Origin of the sequence: Paraburkholderia solitsugae, from assembly GCF_013177695.1 — a bacterium.
GTDB lineage: Bacteria > Pseudomonadota > Gammaproteobacteria > Burkholderiales > Burkholderiaceae > Paraburkholderia > Paraburkholderia solitsugae.
The window spans coordinates 24,758-46,426 of the sequence record NZ_WOEY01000078.1; the positions used below are offsets into that span (position 1 = coordinate 24,758).

The following is a 21,669-nucleotide window of genomic DNA, read 5'->3' on the forward strand; positions in this document are numbered from 1 at the left end:
TATGGACGAATATTTCGACGTGGTGGTGGTGGGTTGTGGTGTCGCGGGGCTATCGGCCGCCGTGAGCGCGGCGCAACGCGGACTGAACGTTTGCGTGCTGGAGCGTGCGACGCGCGACGAGCGCGGCGGCCAAAGCCGTTACACCGAGGCGTATCTGCGCATGAAGAGCCTTGACGAGGTGTCCGACGACTTCGAAGAGCATCTGGCCGAGAACGGCAGCCGCTACATGGACCCGGACCTGACGGCGGAGATGACGCTCGATCGCGCGTCCTGGTCGCAGATCACCAAGGCGCTCGCCATCGCCGATGCAGAGGTACTGTCGACCTTCTCAGCCCAGGTGCCGTCGGCCGTACAGTGGCTGCGCGGCATGGGCATGCGCTTCGAGTTCCTGCCGACGCAATTCCTGACGCGCTCGCAGCCACGACTGCTGCCTGTGGGTGGCGGCGAAGCGATGGTCGAAGCGCTGGCCGCGCAAGCGGAAGCGCTCGGCGTCACGTTTCACTACGAATGCACTGCGCGCGACCTGATCTTTGACACTCAGGGCGCGGTAGCCGGCATTACCGCGTGGAAGCGCAATGCGGGCCGCCGCCGCTATGCCGGCGCGGTGGTGCTCGCGAGTGGCGGCTTTGAAGGCAACCCCGAGATGCTCGCGCAGTATCTCGGACCGCGTGCGGTCTATCTTCGCCCCGTCTGCAAGGGCGGCTATTACAACCGCGGCGAAGGCATCGCAATGGCCCTGCGCGCCGGTGCGGCGCCGTGCGGTGAATTCGGCAGTTACCATGCCGAGCCGGTCGATCCGCGCTCGGGGGTATCGGAGCCGTCCGTGTTCGTGTTTCCCTACGGGATTCTCGTCAATAAACACGGCCACCGCTTTACCGACGAAGCGCCCGGCACCGTCGACGCATGGTACGAGCGCGTCACACGCCGGATCTACAAGCAGGACGAAGGCATCGCTTACGTCATTCTCGACCAGCGCGTGAAAGACATCCCGAACTACCGCCTCGCGATCCGCACCGACCAGCCGGCGATCGAGGCGTCGAGCCTGGACGCACTGGCAGAAAAACTCGGCATGCCCGCGGATGCGCTCGTCGCCACGGTCGCCACGTACAACGCGGCATGCCGCGACGGACACTACGACCCACTCGTCGCCGACGGGCTTTCGACCCTGGGTGTCGAGCCGCGCAAGTCGAACTGGGCACTGCCGCTGGATCGCGCGCCCTACTTCGCTTACCCGATCATCTCGGCGAACGTATTCACGTTTGGCGGCCTGAAGGTGGACGCCGCCGCGCGCGTGCTGAACACCGATGGCGCAACGATCCCCGGTCTGTACGCCGCGGGCGAAACGGTCGGCATGTATTACGGCAACTACACCGGCGCAACGTCGGTGCTCAAAGGCATCGTGTTCGGCAAGCTGGCCGGCGAAACCATCGGCAACCGTCAGTGAGCGGCGAGTATCCCATGATGACCTCAGACCTTCTTGTGATCGGCGGCGGCATGGCAGGGTTTTGCGCCGCGCTCGAAGCGGCGCAGGCCGGCTTCGCCGTGACCCTGCTCGAAAAGCAGCCCGAAACCGGTGGTTCGTCCGCGATGAGCGGCGGTTGTCTCGCGTTCGCGGGCACCGATCTGCAACGCGCGCACGAAGTTGAGGACAGCGACGAACTGCTGTTCACCGACCTGCGCGAAGTCGGCCAGTTCGACAACGACGAAACGCTGGTGCGCGCCTACGTCGATCATCAACTCGATACCTATCACTGGATGCGCAATCACGGCGTCGTGTTCGGTCCGTCAATTGAAACCTCGTCGGGTCAGTCGGTGCCGCGTGTGCATTCGGTCGATCCCGCCGACGCGGTGCGGCAACTGGCGCGCGCGTGCGCGGCCACCGACCGCGTCACGGTGCATCTGAACGCCCCAGCGCACCGCCTGATCCGTGACGCCCAGGGTCGATTTGCCGGCGTACAGGCAAGCATCAACGGCGAGCGCCACACGTTGGCTGCGCGCTACGGCGTGATCCTCGCGAGCGGCGGCTTTTGCCGCAACGCCGAAATGGTCCATCGCTTCGCACCGCAATATGACGACGCCGTGTTCATCGGCGGCGACGGCAACGTGGGCGACGGCCTGAAGATGGCGATGGAGTTCGGCGCCGACCTGCGTGATATGGCTTATATCAAAGGGACCTACGGCAAGCATCCGCTCGACGAGACCAATCATCACAGTTGCCTCGCGGTGTACAAGGGCGCGATCGCCGTCAACCAGGACGGCCGGCGTTTCGTCGACGAGTCGGTGTCGTACAAGCTGCTCGGCGATGCGGCGATCCGCCAGCCCTACGGCGCGACGTTCCAGATTCTCGATCAGCGCGTGATGGACAGCGGCGACGACCGCGTGCGTATTCTGGATTTTCAGCGCCGCCTCGACGAAGGACTGTTCATCCAGGCCGACAGTCTCGACGAACTGGCACAACTGATCGAGGTGCCGGCCGACACGCTGCGCGATACGGTCACCGCCTACAACGCCGCAATCGATGCCGGCCACGACGAGGCATTCGGCCGTACGCACCTCGTCCACCGCCACGGCGCGCTGTGCCGGATCGAGCAGGCTCCGTTCTACGCGTACCCGTCCACGGCAGCCGTGTTCGGTACCTATTGCGGCCTGCGCGTGAACGCCACGATGGCTGTGGTCAACGTGTTCGACGAGACCCTCGACGGCCTTTTCGCCGCGGGCGAGGTGATCGGCGGCTTCCATGGCGGCGCTTACATGACGGGCACCGCGCTCGGCAAGGCGGCAATCTTCGGCCGCCTCGCCGCGCGCAGCGCATGCAGCACTGCGAGGCTCGCATGAAGATCTGTGCCCTGCTTGGCGGCATTCTCGATCCCAAATGGCCACTGCCGCCGCACGACTATCTGCGGCGACCCGAGATGCTCGACGGCATCGCGCGCAAGCTGAGTCCATTTGACGACGCCGCACTCGAAGTCGCGCTGCGGCTGCGCGAAACGATGCCTTCGTCCACGCTTGCGGTCTACATGCCTGACGGGCCGGGCGCGGAGGGACTGATGCGGGCAGTTGCCGCACACAAGCCGGATCAGGTAGGTCTGCTTGCGATCGATCAGGCGGTGCGCTGGGACGTCACGGCGTTCGCGCGCCAGGCCGCCGCCGGCCTGCGTGACGCAGACGCCGGCACGCTCTGGCTGACCGGCCGAGAATTCGGCGATCTGGACGACGGCGCATTCGGCGCATGCCTCGCGCGCGCGGCAGCCGCCAGCCTGATCGCGATGGCCGAAGAGCTGCGCGTCGACGCGCACGGTACGCTGCGCGCGCTGCGCACCCGCACCGACGTGACCGAACAAGTGCGTGTGCCGGATGCGTGCGTGGTCACACTGACTAACGCGCGCAGCAACCGCCTGCGCCATCCGTTGATGAAGAACGTGATGCTCGCGAAGAAGCTCGCAATCGACCGCGTCGCTTGCAATAGCAACGCCGGCAGCGACGGCACGGCCGCCGCGCGCGTCGCCCCGGCGCTACTGCTCTCAGCCGCCGAAGCCAACCGCCCCCGTGCCGTGCGGCTGCCCGCATCGGCAGGCCTCGACGCCCAGCTGAATGCGGTCCTTGAACTCCTTTGTACGGCCAGCCCAACGTGACCCCTTCCCCGACTCCCCGTGTCATCGCCCTGCTGATCGCCGAGCGCGACGACGCGCACGAACTCGCGCGCCACGCTGAAGACGTGCTCAACGAAACTTTCGCGCGCGCGCCGGCGCAGGCCGGGCCGCCCGACGTGCTGGCCGTGTGCGTGACGCGCCGCTACGACCCGCAGCTCGTCGAATCGCTGCTACGGCTTGCGCTGCGCACCATCGTGGCCGTGACCGTGCCCGATCTGCGCGCGCCCGTGCAGGCGGCCGACCTCGCAAGCGTGCTGGAACGCACGCTTGCCGCGCAGGCGCTCGGGCCGCACGACTTCGTGTGCGCACCCGCCAGCGCGCTCGGTGAAGAAGTCGCTGGGCGGCTCGCAGCCGCATGCGGCGGTGTCGCATTCGGCCGCATCCAGCAATTCGGCTTCGACCATCCGGGCGCGCACGCGCACCGGACCGTCTTCGGCGGGCGCGCGAGCGTACGGGTACAGGCCAGAACCGGTCCCTGGTTCGGCGGGCTGCGCGCGCAACCAGGGAGTGCGAATAAACCCTCTGCTGTGCCAGGCGCCACGGTGCTGCGCGAAGAAGCGAGCGTGCCGCACGACGCCGACGAAATCACCCTGTTACCGGCCGACGCCGGGCGGCGGCCGGTCGAGACCGCGCGCGTCGTCGTCAGCGGCGGACGCGGCATGCAGGGCGCCGAGGGCTTCGCGCTGCTCGAACAGCTCGCGACCCGGCTCGACGGTGCGGTTGGCGGCAGCCTGCCCGCCGTCGATGCGGGCTGGGTGCCGGTCACGCATCAGGTCGGACAGTCAGGCAAGTTCGTGAGTCCCGAAGTGTACGTCGCGGTCGGCATCTCGGGCACCCCGCAACATCTGGCCGGCATCGGTAGTGCAACGCGGATCGTCGCGATCAACAACGATGAAGACGCGGATATTTTCCGTGCCGCGGACCTTGGCATCGTCGCCGACTGGCACACGTTCGTGCCCGCGCTGATCGCCCGCATCGACGCGGCGCGCTGCGCGGATGCTGGATCGCGGTAGGCCCCCCAACACCCCAACCAGCAGAGAAGCAGCATGGACAGACTGTGGGCAATGGAAGTATTCGCGAGAGTGAGCGAGTGCGGAAGCTTTTCGCGCGCAGCAGAGTCGTTGAATCTCGCGAACGCCACGGTGACATCGTGCGTTCGCAACCTCGAAAAGCATCTGGGCGTCACGCTGCTGCAGAGAAATACGCGGCATCTGCGCCTCACCGACGCCGGCGAGCGCTTCCACGCGCGCTGCAAGGTGTTGCTAGAAGACGTGCTCGCCGCCGAACAGGAAGCCGCGCAAGCGCACGCCGAGGTGCGCGGCACGCTGAACGTCGAGGCCCCGATCGCGATCGGGCAGGCGCTGCTGTTGCCGGCGCTGCCGTCTTTGCTCGCGGAGCATCCGGGTCTGTCGGTCAACGTGAACCTGACCAACAAGCCGCACGCGCTGATCGAGCGCGGCATCGACATAGCGATCCGCATGGACGCGGTCGAAGACTCGGACCTGGTCGCCCGGCCGCTCTACGCAGCGAGCTATGTCGTGTGCGGCCGCCCCAACGTGGTCGAAGAACTCCGCGCGACGGACCCGTCGGACCTCGATCCGTCGCGTTGCCTCGGTCTTTTTCCGGACGGACGTCCTACATTGCAGCCGTGGCTGTTCGCGCGCGACGGCGAAGAGTCCGTCGTGCGCCCCGCCGGGCGGCTCTCGTTCAACAGTTCAGACGCGCTCGTCAACGCCGCGAGCCAGGGATTCGGCCTGATCTGCGTGCTCGACCTGTTTGTGCGCAGCGAACTCGCGTGCGGCAATCTCGCCACGATCTTCGACGAATGGGAGCACGGCGGGCGGGTGTTCCATCTGGTGTCCGCAAAATCGAGCTTCGTGTCGCCAAAGGTGAAAGTGTTCAGCGACTTCCTGCTCGACGTGGTGAGGCCTCAGAGCCGCCCCGATCATCGCGAGCGGATTCCCGTGCAGCGCAGTCGCTGAGCGCCCCATTCATCGACCCGGCTGCACAGCCCAATCATGCGGCGCCGCGCCCGGCAGCCCCGGGCTCGACGTCTGGTCGGCAGGCTGACCGCGGATGGCATGCAACCCATCCAGGCCATAGAACGCAAGCACTTCGCGCACCCGCGCCTTGTCGGGCTGCGCCGAGAAATAGCCGCGCCGGCAGGCCTGCAGGCCCGATGTACGGCGCAGATCGACCAGCGACTCTGCATCCTTGATCCATGCCGCGAGCGAGTCGATCACGGGCACACCGTCCACCTCGCGTACGCCATTGCGCGCTACCAAGACGTTCAGCGGTGCTTCGCCTGGAATAATGACCTCCGCGCCCTGCGCGATCAGCCGGCGCGCACTGTCCTGGAACGTTGCAATCAACCGCGACGGCTCGCTGAACGCTTCCAGCACGTCCGCGAACCCGAAACCAACGTGACGCGCGCCCGCGAAGCGCTCGCCGAGTCCGAGGCGCGCTACGTTGTCAGCGACCAGTTCGGCGAGTTCGTCAATAAACACCAGCGCGCCGAAGCGCCGGCCAAGCTGGCACGCACGCAGCATCGCCGATTCACCGTAGCCAACCACCGGGATGTCGAGCAGCGAGCGCGTCTCGCGCAGCGCCGGCTCCGGCAGCGTGCTGATCGCATACGCATCGAAGCCCTCCTCTTCGGCCCGGACACCTGCGGCGAGAAACTGCAGCCCATGCAGGAACTGCAGCGACGCATACTTGATGTCGTCGCCGGGGTAATGTGTGCGGTACGTACCCTGCGCCATGCCGTGCATGACGATTTCGGTGTCCGGCCGCGCGACGGCGCGAAAGTGCTCCCGCAGCGCGTCGCTATACGGACCGAGGTCGGACAGAACCGTGAAGCTTTGATGCCAGATGCGAATGCTCATGGTGTCATTTCCTGGGGGTTGACGGAGAAGTGCTGCCGCACGCTGCTCAGACGAACGTGACGCTCGCCGAAGTCTCGATGCGGCAAAAGCGCCGGATGCTTTCGATCGAATTCGCGTGCTCCTGCGCCGAGTGTGCCGCGCAACAGTCTTCGAGCACGACCACTTCGTAATCGCGATCGTGCGCGTCGCGCACGGCAGCCTGCACCACGGCCTGGGTGGACACGCCGGAGCACACGATGCGAGTCACGCCACGCGCGCGCAACTGTGCTTCAAGCGTCGTCGCATAGAACGGACTCACGCGATGCTTGACGATCTGCAGGTCAGTGTCGCGCACTTCCAGTTCTGGATGAATTTCGGTGCCCCACTGACCGAGCTTGAACAGCCCCGCCGCCGGCGCGCCCGAGAACACCGGCGAGTTCGGCGGACACTCCTGATAGTGGGCGCTGAAACCCACCCGCACGAAACCGACCAGCGCGCCGGCCACCCGAGCCTGGCGCAATGCCTCTGCCGTGCGGGCTGTGGTCTCGCTCAGCCGCACCTGTTCGCCCAACGGACCTTGGCCGGTGGGGCCGTCGGCGTGCACCAGATCGTTCTGCATGTCGAGAAGCAGATATATGGTTTGGTTCAATTTGGATTCCTCATGGTTAGTCGCAAAACATACCGCCGTTGACGTCGAGAATTTCGCCCGTGACGAAACCGTTCGACGGAGCGGACAAAAACAGAACCGCGCGCGCGACATCTTCGGGCGTCCCCATCCGGCCTGCGGGAATCAGCGCGCGCAACGCATCGGGAAACACCGCTGTCATCGCCGTGGCGATCGGGCCTGGCGCGACGGCGTTGACGGTGACGCCGTGCCCGGCCAGTTCTTTCGCCAGAAACAGCGTGAGCATGTGAACGCCCGCCTTCGACACGCCATACGCAACATTGCCGGCGCGCTGCTGCTCGCCCGGATCGAGCCACGGACGCGCATTGCCCGCGTTCTTGCCCACCACCGACCCGATGTTGACGATGCGTCCCGCGCGTTGCGCGATCATCTGCGCCATCGCTGCCTGGCAGCAGAGAAACACGCCCTTCAGGTTGATGTCGATGACGCGATTCCATTCCGACTCCGCAAGCGTCGCCGCCGCGCCGAACGAAACGACGCCCGCGGCATTCACAAGAATGTCGAGCGCGCCGTGACGGGCGACGACGCAGCTCACTAGGCGCGCCGCGTCGCCGCTCGACGTCACGTCCAGTTCGACGCATTCGGCCGGCACGGCCAAATCGCCGTGGGGCGGCCCGGTCCGGTCGGCGCTGACGACCGTTGCGCCAGCCTGTGCGAGCGCGCGCACTACGGCCGCGCCGATCGAACCTGCGCCACCCGTCACTAGCGCGACTTTTCCGTGCAGTTCCTGCAGCATGTTCATTTGTCTCCTGTTACCGTTGCGCGGCCGGCTCGCGTGCGCGCAACGCCGCGCGCGCACCTGCCGTGCGGCCGATCACGGAGCCCGCCGTCAAGCCGATCCCGCCCGCGTACTTCACGTAGTAAAGACCGCCCACCATCTCGCCCGCGGCGTACATGCCGGGCAACGGCTGGCCGGCTTCGTCGAGCACCTGTCCATGCACGTCAACCTTCACACCGCCGTACGTGCAGGTGATGCCGCATGTAACCGCGTACGCAACGAAAGGCGCCGTATCGAGCGGTTGCGCCCAGTTCGACTTGGGCGGCTCGATGCCCTCGGTGCAGCGACCATCGCGGATCGCCGGATTGAACGGCACGTCAACGCGTATCGCGCGGTTGTACGCGTCGACCGTTTCGAGAAACGCGGCGCGGTCGATGCCGTCCAGCTTGCCCGCCAACGCTTCGAGCGAATCGGCCGTCACCTTTGTGGCGTGTTTCATCCGATACTCGTCCGGCAGCAAGGCCGCAGCCTTCGCGTCGAACACCTGCCAGGCCATCGCGCCAGGCTGCGCGAGCACGCGCGCGCCCATGCCTGAATAGGTGTAGTTGCGAAAGTCGCGCCCTTCGTCGATGAAGCGCCGCCCGTCGGCATTGACGACAATGCCGAGCGTGAAGTAGTTCTTCTGCTGGTTGAGCAGGTTGATATCGCCGAATGCGGGTGCGTTCAGGTCATAGAAGACTGCATGACAGCCCGTCCAGTTGCCGTGCGCGACCGCGCCGGCGGACCTCGCGAGCTCGATGCCGTCTCCCGTGTTGTAGCGCGACCCGCGCACGCGCGCGAGGTCCCAGTTATGCCCGAGGTATTGAGCTCGCCACGCAAGATTCGCGTGAAAGCCGCCGGTCGCGAGCACGACCGCGCCCGCATCGATAGGCTCGTGGCGGTCGGGATGCTGTACGCCAATCCGCCAGCGCCCGTCTTCGCGCGTGACGCTGGTTGCCCGGGCGTCGTAGCGGATGTCCACGCCTGCCGCCTCCGCGCGCGCATAGAGTGCCTCGACGAGCCCCAGACCGCCGCCGGATACCTCCACCGTCAGGCCGCCCCAGAACTTCTGTCGGCCGTCGACGCGAAATGACTGCCGTCCGTAGATCGGTGCGAAGCGCACGCCCTGTTCCCGCAACCACAGCATCGTCACGAGGCTTTGGTCAACGACGTGCTCCAGCACGTCCGCATCAGCGCGATAGCCGCTCATCGCGACCGACTCTTCGAAAAACTGCGTCGCCGGATAGCTACCGAAGTCGGCGCCGCTCAGTTCGTCGTCCTGCAGGTCCGGCATCAGCCTGACGAGATCGTCGACACCGTCATAGGCGATCCGGAACGCACCGCCCGTGAACGCGGAGTTGCCGCCACGGTGTTCCCGTGGCGCACGCTCCAACAGCACCACCCTCGCCCCCGATTCACGCGCCGCTAACGCCGCGCAGAGCGCCGCATTACCGCCGCCCGCCACCAGCACATCGCATTTATCCATGTCCCCTCGCTATGCAGCCTGCGCCGCGATCCCTAACGTCTGTCTGGACACCATGGTCGCCCAGGTGGCCGCTCGACGTACAGGCAGTGAAATCGAAAAGCTCTTTTGATTTTTTGCACGGCTCGTGACTGTCGGCCGCGCATGGGTGTCGATACAAGCTCATTAGCGTGGCGCGTGTCGCGTCGCACCTTTCATTTTTTTCAAATAGAGCTTTCGTCTCGCGACGCTCGTTCCGCGTGCGGCCGGCCGATAGAGTAGATCGCTCACGGCGGTAAGCCGCGCGAAAGCAGACGCGAACGTGCGGAAGTAGCGAAGCGATTCGCAATGGAAACCCGACAGAGGACGAGACGATGCGCAGGAGCTCTACACAAAAGGCCGCAGGAAAAGTCGCACTCGCGACGATGATTGGCACCGCGACCGAGTGGTACGACTATTTCCTGTACGGAACAGCCTCCGCACTGGTGTTCGAGAAGCTGTTTTTCTCGAACTTTTCCCAGGTAGCCGGATCGATGGCGGTATTTGCCGTATTCGGTATAACGCTGGTGGTTCGCCCTGTGGGCGCCGCAATCTTCGGCCACTTCGGTGACCGCCTTGGCCGCAAGAGCATGCTGGCAGTGTCGATTCTCGTGATGGGCATCGGCACGTTCATGATCGGTCTACTGCCCACGTATGCATCGGTCGGCCTATGGGCGCCACTCGCGCTGGTGGTGCTGCGCATGCTTCAAGGTTTCGCAGTGGGCGGCGAGTACGGCGGTGCAACCACAATGGCCATTGAATATGCGCCCCCGAACCGCCGCGGCCTGTATGCCGCGATTCCGCAGGTCGGCAACCCGCTCGGCATGCTGCTCGGCACATCGACGCTTTATCTGTTCGCGCAGTTGCCAGAAGCGCAGTTTCTGGCGTGGGGCTGGCGGGTGCCGTTTCTCCTCAGCGCCGTCATGGTTGCAATCGGCCTTTATATCCGGCTCAACATTGCGGAAACCCCCGCATTCGAACGGACTCGCGCCGTCCACCGGGAGCGCGCCGCGCCGCTTGCGCTGCTGTGGCGCCACTACCACCGTACGCTTGTACTGGTCATCCTCGCGCCTGCCGCACTAAACGTGGGCTTCTACATCTATTCAACGTGGTCACTTTCGTATCTGACGTATCAAGTCGGGGTGCCGATCCATGTGCCGCTTGTGGCCGTCATGATCGCCGCCGCTCTTAATGTGTTCGCACAACCGCTGTTCGGGATGTTGTCGGACCGCTTCGGCAGACGACCGGTTTATATCGGCGGCGCGCTGTGGATCGGCGTCGTCGCGTTTCCGTTCTTCTGGCTTATCCAGACCGGATCGCCCTTGCTAGTGACGCTCGCAATGATTCTTTCCATCACCATCGGACACGGCGCGACCTACAGCGTGCAGGCGAGTTTCTTTTCCGAGGCGTTCGACACCGGTGTCCGCTATAGCGGTCTGTCGATCGCCTACCACCTCTCCGCAGCACTGTTCTCCGGTCCCGCGACGTTCCTAGCGGCAGTGCTTGTCGCATGGACCCATCACACGTGGGCGATTTCCGCCGCAATCATCGCTGCATCGCTACTGTCCATCGTCTCGACGGTGGCACTAAAGGAGACGGCCGGCCTGCCAATGACCGATATCCTTGGGATTGTCGATCCAGCGGGCGATGAGCGGGCCACTGACGTAGGCGTCCGGACAGCATGACGGCCCGGCAGCACCCGCAGCCTATGCAGATCCGCTTTGTTGTCAAGCGCCCGCTCGTCATTCGTGCGCTATCGTTGCCGTTCGCGCTGCACTGCACGTGCTCGCGCGGCGGTCAGCGAATCGAGCAAAGACGAGCGCGCTCTCTCGATCGTGACGAGATCCATCTGCGGCCGCAATCGACCATCGACTATTGGCTGCTGCCCGATATCACCGGAGCGGCCGCGGCTATCTGGTGGATCGACGAACGGTCTCCACCCGCCGGGCCGCTTCAAATGCTCCGCGACGCGTTCTACGAACCGCGGCATTCATTCAGCGCTACCCTTTCCCGCGCTGTGTTTCTCTATCCGGAGCGCCCATGGTCATTGACGTCTATCGCCGCAGACCTGTGCAAGCCGGCACGTAGTGTACAAATGCGGCTTTTCAGAGAGAACGAGAGCTTTGCGGCCATCGTGCGACGGCAACGTCTGCAACGGGCGCTGCTTGCCGTGCTGCATGCGAGCGACCATGAATTCGGCCAGGGGGTCCAGTTTGATCTTGGCATCTGTAGCCCCGCCGATCAGGACGTGCTCGCCCGCGGTTTGGCGTTGTTATGAGATTTGACGTGTCGCTGCCCCTGGCTGACGGGCCAACACCAATGGGCGAATGGCAGCTTCGGCCGGGAACTTGCCGACCAGGGCGGAAAGACGAGCGGCCATTGTAGTTCGAGAAACGGACATCGAACTCGTGCGTGGTCTAGTGACCGTTACAGGGCCAGCGCCATTCGAAAAGCGTGGTGCGCGAACGCTCAACGTGCGCAAATTTACGGATCTTCAGACGGACCATCATAAGCAAGCCGGTTCAATGAACGGCCCGACGCCATCCAGAAAAGCGCGGTGAACGGGTTTCTGTGGACTCGTTCACCGCGCTTTTTGTATCCCCGCTACTATTGATGAAACAGGTATCAAGAGTAAATCACGCCCTTGAAGGTGAGCTGTTACGGGCGCCGCCGGTGAGCCTTTTCAGGAGAATCTGCCCGATGTCTTCCCCGCTGCCCCCCAGTCACCGGTGCGCAGGAGGCGTGCTCGTCTTGACAACCACATCCCGGCCTGGTTGTTCAATGCTCGAACCACGGATCTGAGATCCGGCGGCCCGAAAAACCACAAAACATCCGTCAATATCACTATGCTGGGTAGGTCAGCGGAGCTGGGTACGCGCAAGTACTCGCAACGTCAGGTCAGCGAGAAGGCCAGGCTAACTACCCGACCACGGTATGGCTCGCCGATATTGTCATAAAAGAAATTATCAACATCAGTGGTACCTATGGAAGTGTTGCGTTTTTCGGGCATCCTGCGACGGCAGCTCAAGGCTTCGAGCCAGATTCTGCGCAACAGAAACGGCCACGCATGCGACGCAACGGTTCCTGCTGCTTTTTCCTTGCAAAACTTAACACAGGCGTCGACAAACACTGACATTGGCCATTCCCCTTGTCGCGCAACGCCTCGCCGTAGGTGCCAAGAATCAACATATGTGGTCAGTTTGAAAGTGTTGCGTTTTTCGGGTATCTGGCGACGGCAACTCAAGGCTTCCAGCCGGATTCTGCGCAACAGAAACGGCCACGCATGCGACGCAACAGTTCCTCGTGGTTTTTCCTTGCAAAACATTACTCAGGCGTCGATAAACGCTGACATTGGCCATTCTCTTTGTCGCGCAACGCCTCGCCGTAGGTGCCAAGAATCAACATCTGAACGATCGTGCGTTTTTAGTAACAGTCACCGTTCAGCGTGTCGTGTGTGAATCCCAGTTCAGCGAGGCGCGAAATCTTTGACGGTCAGCCGCACCGGTTCAGCCGACCGCGCAAGCAACTTCCTTCGCGCAAGCGCAACAATACGGTCACGCCCGTCTTCAAAGGCCCTGATCGTGCGCGCTGCGTCGGCATCGGGTGTTAGCCAGAAGTGCTGCTCAAGTGCGTCACGTGTGACAGTACATTCAACCTCGCGGTTGCGAACCGAAAGCGTGAACAGCACGGTGCGTCCGTCCGTTGAGGGGTAATCGTCCGATTCGTGTGAAATCTGGCGGTTCTGTCAGGAAAACCCTTATCGATCAAATATTTGCGGATCCTCCGATTGCGTGGAAACCTTGTAGTCCGCAAAGCCTTTCTGCAAGCGGTTCTGTGTCCGGCAACCGCCAGATTTCACACGAATCGGACGATTACCCCAGATAATGAGGGTGGTCGGCCGGGATATCGAGAATATCTGAGGCTTCAGGTATTCTCGAATGGTGAGTATCCTTGTCAACGAGGATGCGATGGCATCACAGGTCAACGGCCCGATCCGGTTACGATTCGTGACGGAGCTCGAAGAAAGACAGGGTTGAATCAATCTGACGTTGTCCTTGTCATGTCAGTCTGTCCAGCAGTCGACGTTGCGCCTGATGTCACGCAGCTTGCGTGTCGCCGTCGTATCGCTGCCGCTCAGCTCCCAGGCCCACGTACTTGCTAAACTTGTTCATGACCTGCCCCCTCAATGCGGCTCGGAGCCGCGGTGTAGCCCACGTGTCATTGGCGATCTGAAAGTCGTCAAAACCTGACGGTGTGAAACTCACAGCGTGGAACCAACTTTTCTTGGTTAATTTTCTTCTGGCCTGGTTTCTCTACAGCCTGGTTCTTCTTCAGTTTTTCTTCGCTTCTTTCCGTTGCTTTCCTTGTGGTTGCCGCATTCTGAGCGAATTTTCCACTGAGGTCAGCCACGGCGTAGAACCGGCTTGACCCTTGATCCCGCCATCGCGCGATCGCTTCATCAACGTGAATTTCAAACCGTCAGTTTTAGACGAATTTGACGCCGCTGGTAACACCACCTCAAGCTTAATCCGCGTACCTTGAGGTGCGGCAGGTCCATACATGATGTCTAGAAGTGCTGAACCAGTGCGATCCGATAGACCATCTGGTTGCCCGTTGACGAAAGATCGTTCGACCCGACAATGTGGGCCAGATCCAGGCCTGTTCCGGTCTTGCCGTTCGTATGCTGCCACGCACCTTCTACGTACACCGAGGTACGCTTGCTCAGACTGTAATTCAGCATCAACGACACCTGATGCCAGTTCGGGCTGTCGCTGCCCGTGGTGTCCTTCAGTTCGCCATGGGTGAACGTATACGCGCCTATCACCGAAAGATCCGGACGGAAGAAATATTGCCCATTGAGCTCGATGTTGTCGAATTTCCACGACGTCCACACCTGCGTGCCGATGTTCGGCACGTAGGCATTGGCGGTCGGATCGTACACATCGGTGTGTGAATAGGCCAGCGCAACGTTCGAGTTATCCGAGAACATCCACTTGATGGCCGCACCGATATTCTGCTGCGACGCCGCCGCGAACACGGCATCCGTGCCCACCGCCCCGCCTGCCGACGTGCCCCCGCCGTTCTGCCTGGTGTACGCGAGTGCCGCAGAGAGCGGGCCAATCGAATACGTGCCGCCCGCGCTGTACGCCCGGTTCGACGCGAAATTCGTTGCGTTGCTAAAGCCGTAGACCGCTTCTGCCTGAAACCCGTCAATCACGGGCGTGACGAACTTCACTGAATTGTTGAAGCGGTAGTCGGAGTCAGCATTATCGTTGTCGAACGGGTGCGCGGCAAAGTCGCCAATTGCGCCGCCTGCCGCCGTAAACGGACTCCACATGTCGACCATGGCCTCATACTGCCGTCCCAGCGACACCGTCCCCAGGGTTTGCGACGACAGGCCAACAAACGCCTGGCGGCCGAAAAGGCGCCCCCCTTCGTCGAGCGCGCCGCTGTTGATATTTACGCCGTTCTCCAGTGTGAAGATCGCGCTGAGTCCGCCGCCCAGGTCCTCTGTGCCCTTCAGCCCGAAACTGGTTTCCGCAGTGTCGCCGCTAACCATCGAGAATGCGTGATGGCCTCCAGCGTTCGTCGTAAAGTTCAGTCCATCGTCCAGGACGCCGTATAACGTCACACTGCTTTGCGCTTGGGCTTCAGACGTTAAACCCGCGATGGCCGACAGGCCGACGAATATGAATTTGCTTTTCTTCATTTATTTTCCAATGCAATTCGTTAGTATAACTATGTAATTAATATTGAATATCCACATAAACCTTTGTAAACGCCAAACGACAGTCGCGCTGGCTTCGGCTGGCAACCAACTTGAAGCTCCATGCCGGCCCGACCATCGTACCAATACGGACGGATACCGGCCTTCAGAGCGACGTTGCGAATACTTTCTTCAACTGCTCATAGATGTTCCTGAACCGAAATAGGCGCTCCTCAAGCAAGGGCTTCAGCCCCCTGTTAGGCTCATATACCTCGGTCGTTGGTGGAGGCACGCAAACTTCGTCGACGGACTCGGAGGACGAGGCGAGTCTGGCAAGTCGTGCTGCACCAATGGCCGCCCCTAGATCTCCCCCCTGATGCCTGCGCACGACGATGCCCGTGGCCGTCGCACAAAGTTCGGCCCAGAAGCCGCTACGCGATCCGCCTCCAATGAAAGACACAGCATCAAGGCGGGAGCCGGCACTTTGTAGAGCGGCGTAGCCGTCAGCCATCGCAAACGCGACTCCCTCCATTACGCTATACGCAAGATCGGCGGCCGAGTGGGACGAGGTAAGGCCAAAAAACACGCCTCGAGCATTGGCATCATTGTGTGGCGTTCGCTCACCGCTCAGATACGGCAGGAAAAGCGGTGCCGCGGCCGGAATCGATTGCATGGCGCGTAGTGACAGTTCTGCGACGCTCACACCGAGTACCCTGGAGAGCCATTCGAGGCTCGCCGCGGCCGAAAGGATGACACTCATCTGATGCCAACGCCTCGGGAGACAGTGACAAAACGCATGTACGCCTTGTTCAGCGTTAGGCATAAAACGATCTGTGCCGGCAAACAGCACGCCGGAAGTACCCAAGGACAGGAAGCCTGAACCTGGCTGGCAAACTCCCAGACCGATGGCGCTTGCAGCATTGTCACCAGCTCCGCCACACAGAACTACTTCTCCTGCGAAACCCCATTCCTGCCGCAAATCAGCGCGAAGCCGTCCCGCAACTGAGCTTCCTTCGACAAGGCGTGGCATATGATCACGGGTCAGACCAGTGGCAGCAAGCATCCTGTCGGACCAGTCACGCTTTTCCACGTCCAGCCACAACGTACCTGATGCATCCGACATCTCGGAAACGAACTCGCCGGATAGCCGCCACAACAGATAGTCCTTCGGCAACAATACCTTTTTTGTCGCGCGAAATACTGCAGGCTCATGCCTGGCGACCCACATGAGCTTCGGCGCGGTAAATCCCGGCATTGCGAGATTACCTGTGATTACGCGGCTGCGCGGCTCGTTCGCTTCCAGCTCTTCACATTCGGCAAAGGCACGCGTGTCATTCCAGAGAATGGCAGGGCGAAGAACATTTCCGTGAGCGTCGAGCAAGGTCGCGCCGTGCATCTGCCCGGAGACACCGATTGCCTTAACTTCCTTGAACGCACCCGCGAACTTTTCCCTTAGTGCGTTTACCGAAGTGACCGTCGCTGTCCACCATGCTTCGGGGCTTTGTTCCGACCACATCGCATGTGGACTCTGAGCATCCATGCGGGTACCACTACTGCCTAATACCGTCGAATCATCGTCGGTCAGGACTGCCTTGACTTCCGATGTACCGAGGTCGATGCCAAGATAGGTCATGATTGAATATCCAGTGTTTTTGCTTCAACGCAGCTACGCGCATTTCAGCTGTTGTTGGCCAGACTTTCTGCGTTCACTGCATGCGTGGAATACAATCGCTCGCGCACAAAGTCAGCCACCGGCGAGCGCTCGTATCCGTCCCGGATAAGGTGTTCCAACCGCAGTCGTGCTTCGGCAAAGACCTTTCCGGTAATCGCGCCAATCTGAAAGTCATAAATCCGTATGACACGCTCGATTTTTTCAGACTCCTGGTCGTCCAGCCTCCAGGTACCCCGCCTCTCAGCCTTTAACACCGCCTCGTCAAGGACATGCTCAGCTTCAATGTAGGCATCGATATCTGCCTCGCCGTATCCCGTCTCCCATAGGAAAAAGGACAGGTAAGTGATGCGTATAAGTTCATTGAACATGTGACGATTTGCCTCCTCACTTCGACACGTAACGAGGGCAAGGTGGCTGGCAAGGGAAAGCTCGTCGACGTGGTACGCTGTTAACGGAAGCAGCATATGCTTCGGCCAGCGAACTGAACGGCCGGGAGCGGAACGTTTTGCCTTCTTTTCTTTAGTCATACCTTCCAACGACCTCTTCGGGCAGAAGCATGAATCAGGGCCTATTCACGCTAATGACGGCCCTTCTGGGGGCCAGCCCCGCGAAGGTTTTTATATTCAGGGGAACGTGCCTTTCCGCCGTTGGCGCTTGTCGGCCATGCTCCGGATTGACGAGGGCGCAACGAGATGGCCCGATTCAGAACGTAGCCGGACGGCAAGGGGCGAAACTACGGCCGGTAGATTAATGCTCCCGCTTCGTGAACAAACATCCCTGAGCAGGCTCCGTTGGGACAAGGCTGGAGTACGTGAAGCACCCGCCTCGCCCGTTGCCGATTACGCTACGATCCTGACGGAACTCAGGAACTATGCCGCCCCTGGCGCGGGCCTGCGGTTCCTTGATTCAGGCGGCGCCGCAGAGAGACGAGCCACCAGAGAGCGCCGATTGCGAGGGCGACAAGGGTCGTGACGGCTGCGTCGTGGTTCTCGTCAGGCAAGGTGAGAGTAACAATCACGACCAACGTCCACGCACCACCCAGCACGATCATCGGGACGAGCCATCTGCCAAGGTCGAAGACGCCCTGTGGTGCTGAGGGCATATCTCCGCGCCGGTGCGCCATGTAGGCCGCGACGAGCGTCAGGAAGTAGGTCAGGTAGTAGGTCAAACCAACCATCGAATAGATGGCGGTGACGAACCCTCCGCTTGCCAGATTCAGGATGACCGCAATCACCGTGATGAGCAGGATGGCGCCGACCGGAGTCCCGAACCTCGGACTGACCGACGAAAGGAACCCCGACGCGGGAAGCATACTGTCCCGGGAAAGGGCAAACGTCATGCGCGTGGCGACTGCCATGTTCGCGATCAAACACGCAAGAATCGATGCGAACGCGACTACCACCATGAAGCTGCCCGCGAGCCTACCTAATTGGAGTCGGACGATGTGGATGACAGGATTCTCCGGTTGAGCCAGGAGATTGTCCACTGAGCCTGGGATCGCAATGCCAAGCAACGCAAACACAACGAATCCCAGGATACTCGATACCACCACCGCCCGGATCATTGCGCGGGGAGCCGTCTTACGTGGATCCTTCGTTTCCTCGGCCAGGTCCGCCGCGCCCTCCCAGCCGAGCAGCACGGAAACCGGCAACAGTGTGGCGAGCGCCACTGTTACAAAGTGAATCGGCTGCTTACTGGTCGGGTGCGCTGATACCAGAATTCCCAATCCTTGCGTATGGTCAAAGAAGAAGAACACGCCGGCAATCAGTGCAATCGTGAGGATGACAGTCCCAATTAGCTCGATAGATGCCCCCAGGTCATTGATGCGCGTGGCGATCTTGATCCCAACGACGTTGAGAAGGCCAACTACCACGGTAGCGCCGATGCTCAGCAGCTGAACTTGCAACTGTGTGGGATTCGGCCATATCTCCGGCGCGAACACGCTTCCGATGGCTGCAGCGGTTGCTGCCGTACCAGCTGCAAACGAGATGAAGGCGACCCAGCCAGTGAACCAGCCAAAATGATTTCCGGCAAGCCGGCTTGACCATTGGTACGCGTAACCGGTCAGGGGGATGCGCCCTGCCAGATGCGAGTACACCATCACGATGCAGAATACAAGTGGAATGACAACGAGCCACAGGAGGATCCCAACGCCGCCAACGCGCGTAAATGGATCCGAGAACAGGGTGACGACGCCCGTGTTGATCGAAACCATCGAGAACGCAAGCGCGAATGAAGTGAAGGACCCCATTGTGCGATGCAATTTCTGCTGATAGCCGAGCGACGCGAGCTCCGCATCGTCACTTGCCGCCTGCTGGTCGTCGCTCAATGCCCCAACGCCCTCCCCACAGGACTTGGCGGTAGAGTTCATTTCGAATCCTCCTCGATGGCGCCCAGTACTTCGTCAAGTACGTCGAGGGCGCGCGATAACAGCGGTCGCTCGATGTCAAGTGGCGGTTTCACCTTGATCAGGTTGCCGAGACCGGCGTACCGGCTCTCGCCAAAAAGCACACCAAGCTCGACACCACGGCGGTAGACCTCCTGCGATTCCTTTTGAGCCGGGGTCTTCTTCTCCCGATCGGTAACGAGCTCAATAGAAACCATCAGACCCGGACAGCGCACGTCGCCGATCAGTTTTCTGCGCTTCTGCATCTCGAGCAATCGTTCGGTGGCGTATTCGCCCGCCGCCCTTGCTTTCTGGCAAAGGTTATCCATCTGGATAGCTTCAATCGTTGCGAGACCCGCTGCCAACGAGACCGGGAAATTCCCGAACGTCAAAGCCTCCTCACCTTCGTCGAACCACGTCAGCCGATCGTCGGCAAGAACACCCGCCAGGGGGAACCCACCGCCGATACCCTTGCCGAAGACAATGATGTCTGGCACCACATCGTAGTACTCCGCTGCCCACATCGTGCCCATGCGCCCGAAGCCAGTCTGCACTTCGTCAAGGATAAGCAGTACACCGAGGCGGTCGCAGATTTCACGAACGCCCTTGTAGTACGAACGTGGGAACTCGATGTGGCCACCATTGCCCTGGATCGGCTCCATCATCACCGCCGCAACCGGGCCGTCAACACCCTTCGTGATCGTATCTTCCAGGAGACCGAGGCACAGTTGCACTTCGACTTCCGGATCCATACCAAGCCGGCTGCGGTACGGGTACGGATGCGGGACACGCGTGAACCTGGGCTGAATCGGCAGGAACGGATTGTTGGGATGCGGCCAACTGGCCCCGAGCGTTGCCAGGGAACGGCCATGATAGCCGTCCTGGAGGACGATCAGGTTTTGCGCTCCGGGGCGGTTCTTGAAGGCCAGCTTCATCGCCATTTCGCCAGCCAGACTGCCATGTAGTGCAAAGCCGACGTGGTTCAGATTTCCCGGTGAGATCTCCTGAAGCTTGGCCACAAGCTTCCGGCGCGGCAGCGACTCGAAATTGGGGCGGATATGAGTCATATCACGGAGTTGCGCGATAGCCGCTTCCACTACACGTGGGTCATTGGCGCCCAGATTGTTCGACCATGCCTGCGCCGTGCAGTCGATGTATTCACGGCCTTTGTCATCCCAGACAAGCGAGCCCCTCGCCTTAACCAGTGTGATCTTGTCCGAGGATTGCGCCAAGGTTTGCAAGCCACCCACTTCCGTGGCAAATGCGTCTTTCCCACCGTTCATCTCTATCTCCTGTTTGCGTAGACGGACGCTAGAACCGCGCCTCGATCAAATGCTAGGACTTGCGGGAACAGTCCAGAATGACGAAATAATGCTGAATTTATTGGAATCTCTTATAAATCGTGGCAACATAAGCTCAAAGACTACGACCACTGACCGGAGGCGCCGTGCAGCATTTCGGGTTTGATCTACGCCAGCTGCGTGCCTTTGTAGTGGTGGCGGCGGAACTGAATTTCCTCCGTGCCGCCCAGCGCCTGCACATTTCACAGCCGGCACTATCCCAGACCATACGTCAGCTCGAAGGGACGCTAGGTGTAGTGCTGTTTGACAGGAATACGAGGAGCGTTGGGCTTACTGAGGCTGGGCAGGATTTGCTTCGGGACGCGAACAAGGTCCTCGCGCACGCGCAGAAGCTGGCCGACAACGCCCACGATCATGCGACTGGTGTCCGTGGCGTGTTGAACGTCGGCTTTCTCATCGGAACCGGCGTCGACCTCATGCCTGAAGTGCTTCGCGCCTTCAGCGAGAAATACCCTGACGTACGAGTACTGGTAAAGGAGTTTGATTTTTCCAGCCCCGAAGCCGGGATAAATGACGGGATGGACGTCGCTGTGCTTCGTCCCCCAATCTCGGCCGATCACGTGGAACTGAGGACGTTACTCGAAGAACCCTGCGTCGCCTGTCTCCCGCTTGGCCATCCCCTGGCGCAAGCAAAAAGCGTGAGCGTCTATCAGCTACTGGACGAGCCTATCGTAGCTGCACCCTCGCGAGGGGTATGGCGCAATTACTGGATAGCAGACGAATACAGGCGCGGCCGCGCCGCAAAGGTAGTGCATGAAGCTGCCACTGTCGAGAGCGAATTGCAAGCAGTTGCATCGGGACGCGGTATCAGTATCACTGCACTATCAACAGCATTGTTTTATGCCCGGCGAGGTGTGTCGTTCCCGGTTATCCGTGACATGCCACCGTGCCGGATCGCGGTCGCCCTCCCTGAACCAGCGACGATCGCTGCGAAGAACTTTGCGGACATGGCTGTCGCCGTCGCCGAGTCAGGGCAAAGAGATCGACCGGCAGGCTCGACTGATTCTCCTCAGCCGGCACAAGATTCCTCCAGGCGCAGCCCTTCATTACGAATCGCGCCGCGCGCCGGTAGATGAATCCGCGCCG

General features: G+C 61.5%; 19 protein-coding genes. 8 read left to right on the forward strand and 11 right to left on the reverse strand.

The features are described 5' to 3' along the window. The first annotated feature begins 1 nt into the window (after window position 1). The 5 genes from GNZ12_RS19555 to GNZ12_RS19575 are packed head-to-tail and all read left to right on the forward strand — an operon-like array spanning window position 2 to window position 5,632. Window positions 2-1,444 carry an FAD-dependent oxidoreductase gene (locus GNZ12_RS19555; protein WP_172312681.1) on the forward strand — a complete coding sequence of 481 codons (1,443 nt, stop codon included), beginning with the start codon at window positions 2-4 and terminating at the stop codon, window positions 1,442-1,444. 14 nt (window positions 1,445-1,458) lie between these two features. Next, entirely contained in the window at window positions 1,459-2,835 is a 1,377-nt protein-coding gene (locus GNZ12_RS19560) for an FAD-dependent oxidoreductase (protein ID WP_172312683.1), read from the forward strand. After that, window positions 2,832-3,632 carry an adenine nucleotide alpha hydrolase family protein gene (locus GNZ12_RS19565; protein WP_172312685.1) on the forward strand — a complete coding sequence of 267 codons (801 nt, stop codon included), beginning with the start codon at window positions 2,832-2,834 and terminating at the stop codon, window positions 3,630-3,632. The genes GNZ12_RS19560 and GNZ12_RS19565 overlap by 4 nt, the downstream gene beginning before the upstream one ends. Beyond that, complete coding sequence (locus GNZ12_RS19570) at window positions 3,629-4,663, forward strand: electron transfer flavoprotein subunit alpha/FixB family protein (protein WP_172312687.1); 1,035 nt, start codon at window positions 3,629-3,631, stop codon at window positions 4,661-4,663. Before GNZ12_RS19565 ends, GNZ12_RS19570 begins: the two co-directional genes overlap by 4 nt. Before the next feature lie 33 nt (window positions 4,664-4,696). Next, the gene (locus GNZ12_RS19575; protein WP_172312689.1) at window positions 4,697-5,632 is read left to right on the forward strand and encodes a LysR family transcriptional regulator; all 936 of its coding nucleotides are present in this window, start codon (window positions 4,697-4,699) and stop codon (window positions 5,630-5,632) included. A gap of 9 nt (window positions 5,633-5,641) precedes the next feature. Here GNZ12_RS19575 and GNZ12_RS19580 read toward each other — a convergent pair whose 3' ends face one another. Genes GNZ12_RS19580 through tcuA form a run of 4 tightly spaced genes read right to left on the reverse strand, consistent with a single transcriptional unit; the run spans window position 5,642 to window position 9,442 of the window. Next, window positions 5,642-6,535: an aspartate/glutamate racemase family protein gene (locus tag GNZ12_RS19580; protein ID WP_216673279.1), complete on the reverse strand. Its 894-nt coding sequence runs from the start codon at window positions 6,533-6,535 to the stop codon at window positions 5,642-5,644. 46 nt (window positions 6,536-6,581) lie between these two features. Beyond that, a complete protein-coding gene (locus GNZ12_RS19585; protein WP_235993814.1) occupies window positions 6,582-7,163 on the reverse strand; it encodes an isochorismatase family cysteine hydrolase in 582 nt (193 codons plus the stop codon). 16 nt (window positions 7,164-7,179) lie between these two features. Further along, window positions 7,180-7,941, reverse strand: coding sequence for an SDR family NAD(P)-dependent oxidoreductase (locus tag GNZ12_RS19590; protein ID WP_216673280.1), 762 nt, complete (start codon window positions 7,939-7,941; stop codon window positions 7,180-7,182). A 10-nt stretch (window positions 7,942-7,951) separates the two neighbouring features. Then, entirely contained in the window at window positions 7,952-9,442 is a 1,491-nt protein-coding gene (tcuA, locus tag GNZ12_RS19595; protein WP_172312693.1) for an FAD-dependent tricarballylate dehydrogenase TcuA, read from the reverse strand. Window positions 9,443-9,792: 350 nt separating this feature from the next. Between tcuA and GNZ12_RS19600 the strand changes: the two genes are divergently transcribed. Next, window positions 9,793-11,142 carry an MFS transporter gene (locus GNZ12_RS19600; RefSeq protein ID WP_172312695.1) on the forward strand — a complete coding sequence of 450 codons (1,350 nt, stop codon included), beginning with the start codon at window positions 9,793-9,795 and terminating at the stop codon, window positions 11,140-11,142. A gap of 74 nt (window positions 11,143-11,216) precedes the next feature. Next, window positions 11,217-11,735, forward strand: coding sequence for a helix-turn-helix transcriptional regulator (locus tag GNZ12_RS19605; RefSeq protein WP_216673281.1), 519 nt, complete (start codon window positions 11,217-11,219; stop codon window positions 11,733-11,735). Window positions 11,736-12,350: 615 nt separating this feature from the next. On the opposite strand, the gene GNZ12_RS19610 is transcribed toward GNZ12_RS19605, so the two are convergent. The 7 genes from GNZ12_RS19610 to GNZ12_RS19640 form a co-directional block, all read right to left on the reverse strand. Next, complete coding sequence (locus tag GNZ12_RS19610) at window positions 12,351-12,593, reverse strand: hypothetical protein (protein ID WP_172312699.1); 243 nt, start codon at window positions 12,591-12,593, stop codon at window positions 12,351-12,353. A 330-nt stretch (window positions 12,594-12,923) separates the two neighbouring features. After that, window positions 12,924-13,145, reverse strand: a complete 222-nt coding sequence (locus GNZ12_RS19615) for a DUF1488 family protein (protein WP_172312701.1) — start codon at window positions 13,143-13,145, stop codon at window positions 12,924-12,926. Window positions 13,146-14,024: 879 nt separating this feature from the next. Next, window positions 14,025-15,167 carry a porin gene (locus GNZ12_RS19620; protein WP_172312703.1) on the reverse strand — a complete coding sequence of 381 codons (1,143 nt, stop codon included), beginning with the start codon at window positions 15,165-15,167 and terminating at the stop codon, window positions 14,025-14,027. A 163-nt stretch (window positions 15,168-15,330) separates the two neighbouring features. Continuing rightward, the gene (xylB, locus tag GNZ12_RS19625) at window positions 15,331-16,797 is read right to left on the reverse strand and encodes a xylulokinase (protein WP_172312705.1); all 1,467 of its coding nucleotides are present in this window, start codon (window positions 16,795-16,797) and stop codon (window positions 15,331-15,333) included. A 44-nt stretch (window positions 16,798-16,841) separates the two neighbouring features. After that, window positions 16,842-17,363 carry a hypothetical protein gene (locus GNZ12_RS19630; RefSeq protein ID WP_172312707.1) on the reverse strand — a complete coding sequence of 174 codons (522 nt, stop codon included), beginning with the start codon at window positions 17,361-17,363 and terminating at the stop codon, window positions 16,842-16,844. Window positions 17,364-17,698: 335 nt separating this feature from the next. Continuing rightward, the gene (locus tag GNZ12_RS19635) at window positions 17,699-19,207 is read right to left on the reverse strand and encodes an APC family permease (RefSeq protein ID WP_172312709.1); all 1,509 of its coding nucleotides are present in this window, start codon (window positions 19,205-19,207) and stop codon (window positions 17,699-17,701) included. Continuing rightward, window positions 19,204-20,505, reverse strand: a complete 1,302-nt coding sequence (locus GNZ12_RS19640) for an aspartate aminotransferase family protein (RefSeq protein WP_172312711.1) — start codon at window positions 20,503-20,505, stop codon at window positions 19,204-19,206. Before GNZ12_RS19640 ends, GNZ12_RS19635 begins: the two co-directional genes overlap by 4 nt. A 164-nt stretch (window positions 20,506-20,669) precedes the next feature. Here GNZ12_RS19640 and GNZ12_RS19645 point away from each other — a divergent pair, with 164 nt between their 5' ends. Beyond that, window positions 20,670-21,659 (forward strand): LysR family transcriptional regulator, encoded by a 990-nt coding sequence (locus GNZ12_RS19645; protein WP_172312713.1) that lies wholly within the window; start codon window positions 20,670-20,672, stop codon window positions 21,657-21,659. Window positions 21,660-21,669: the final 10 nt, after the last annotated feature.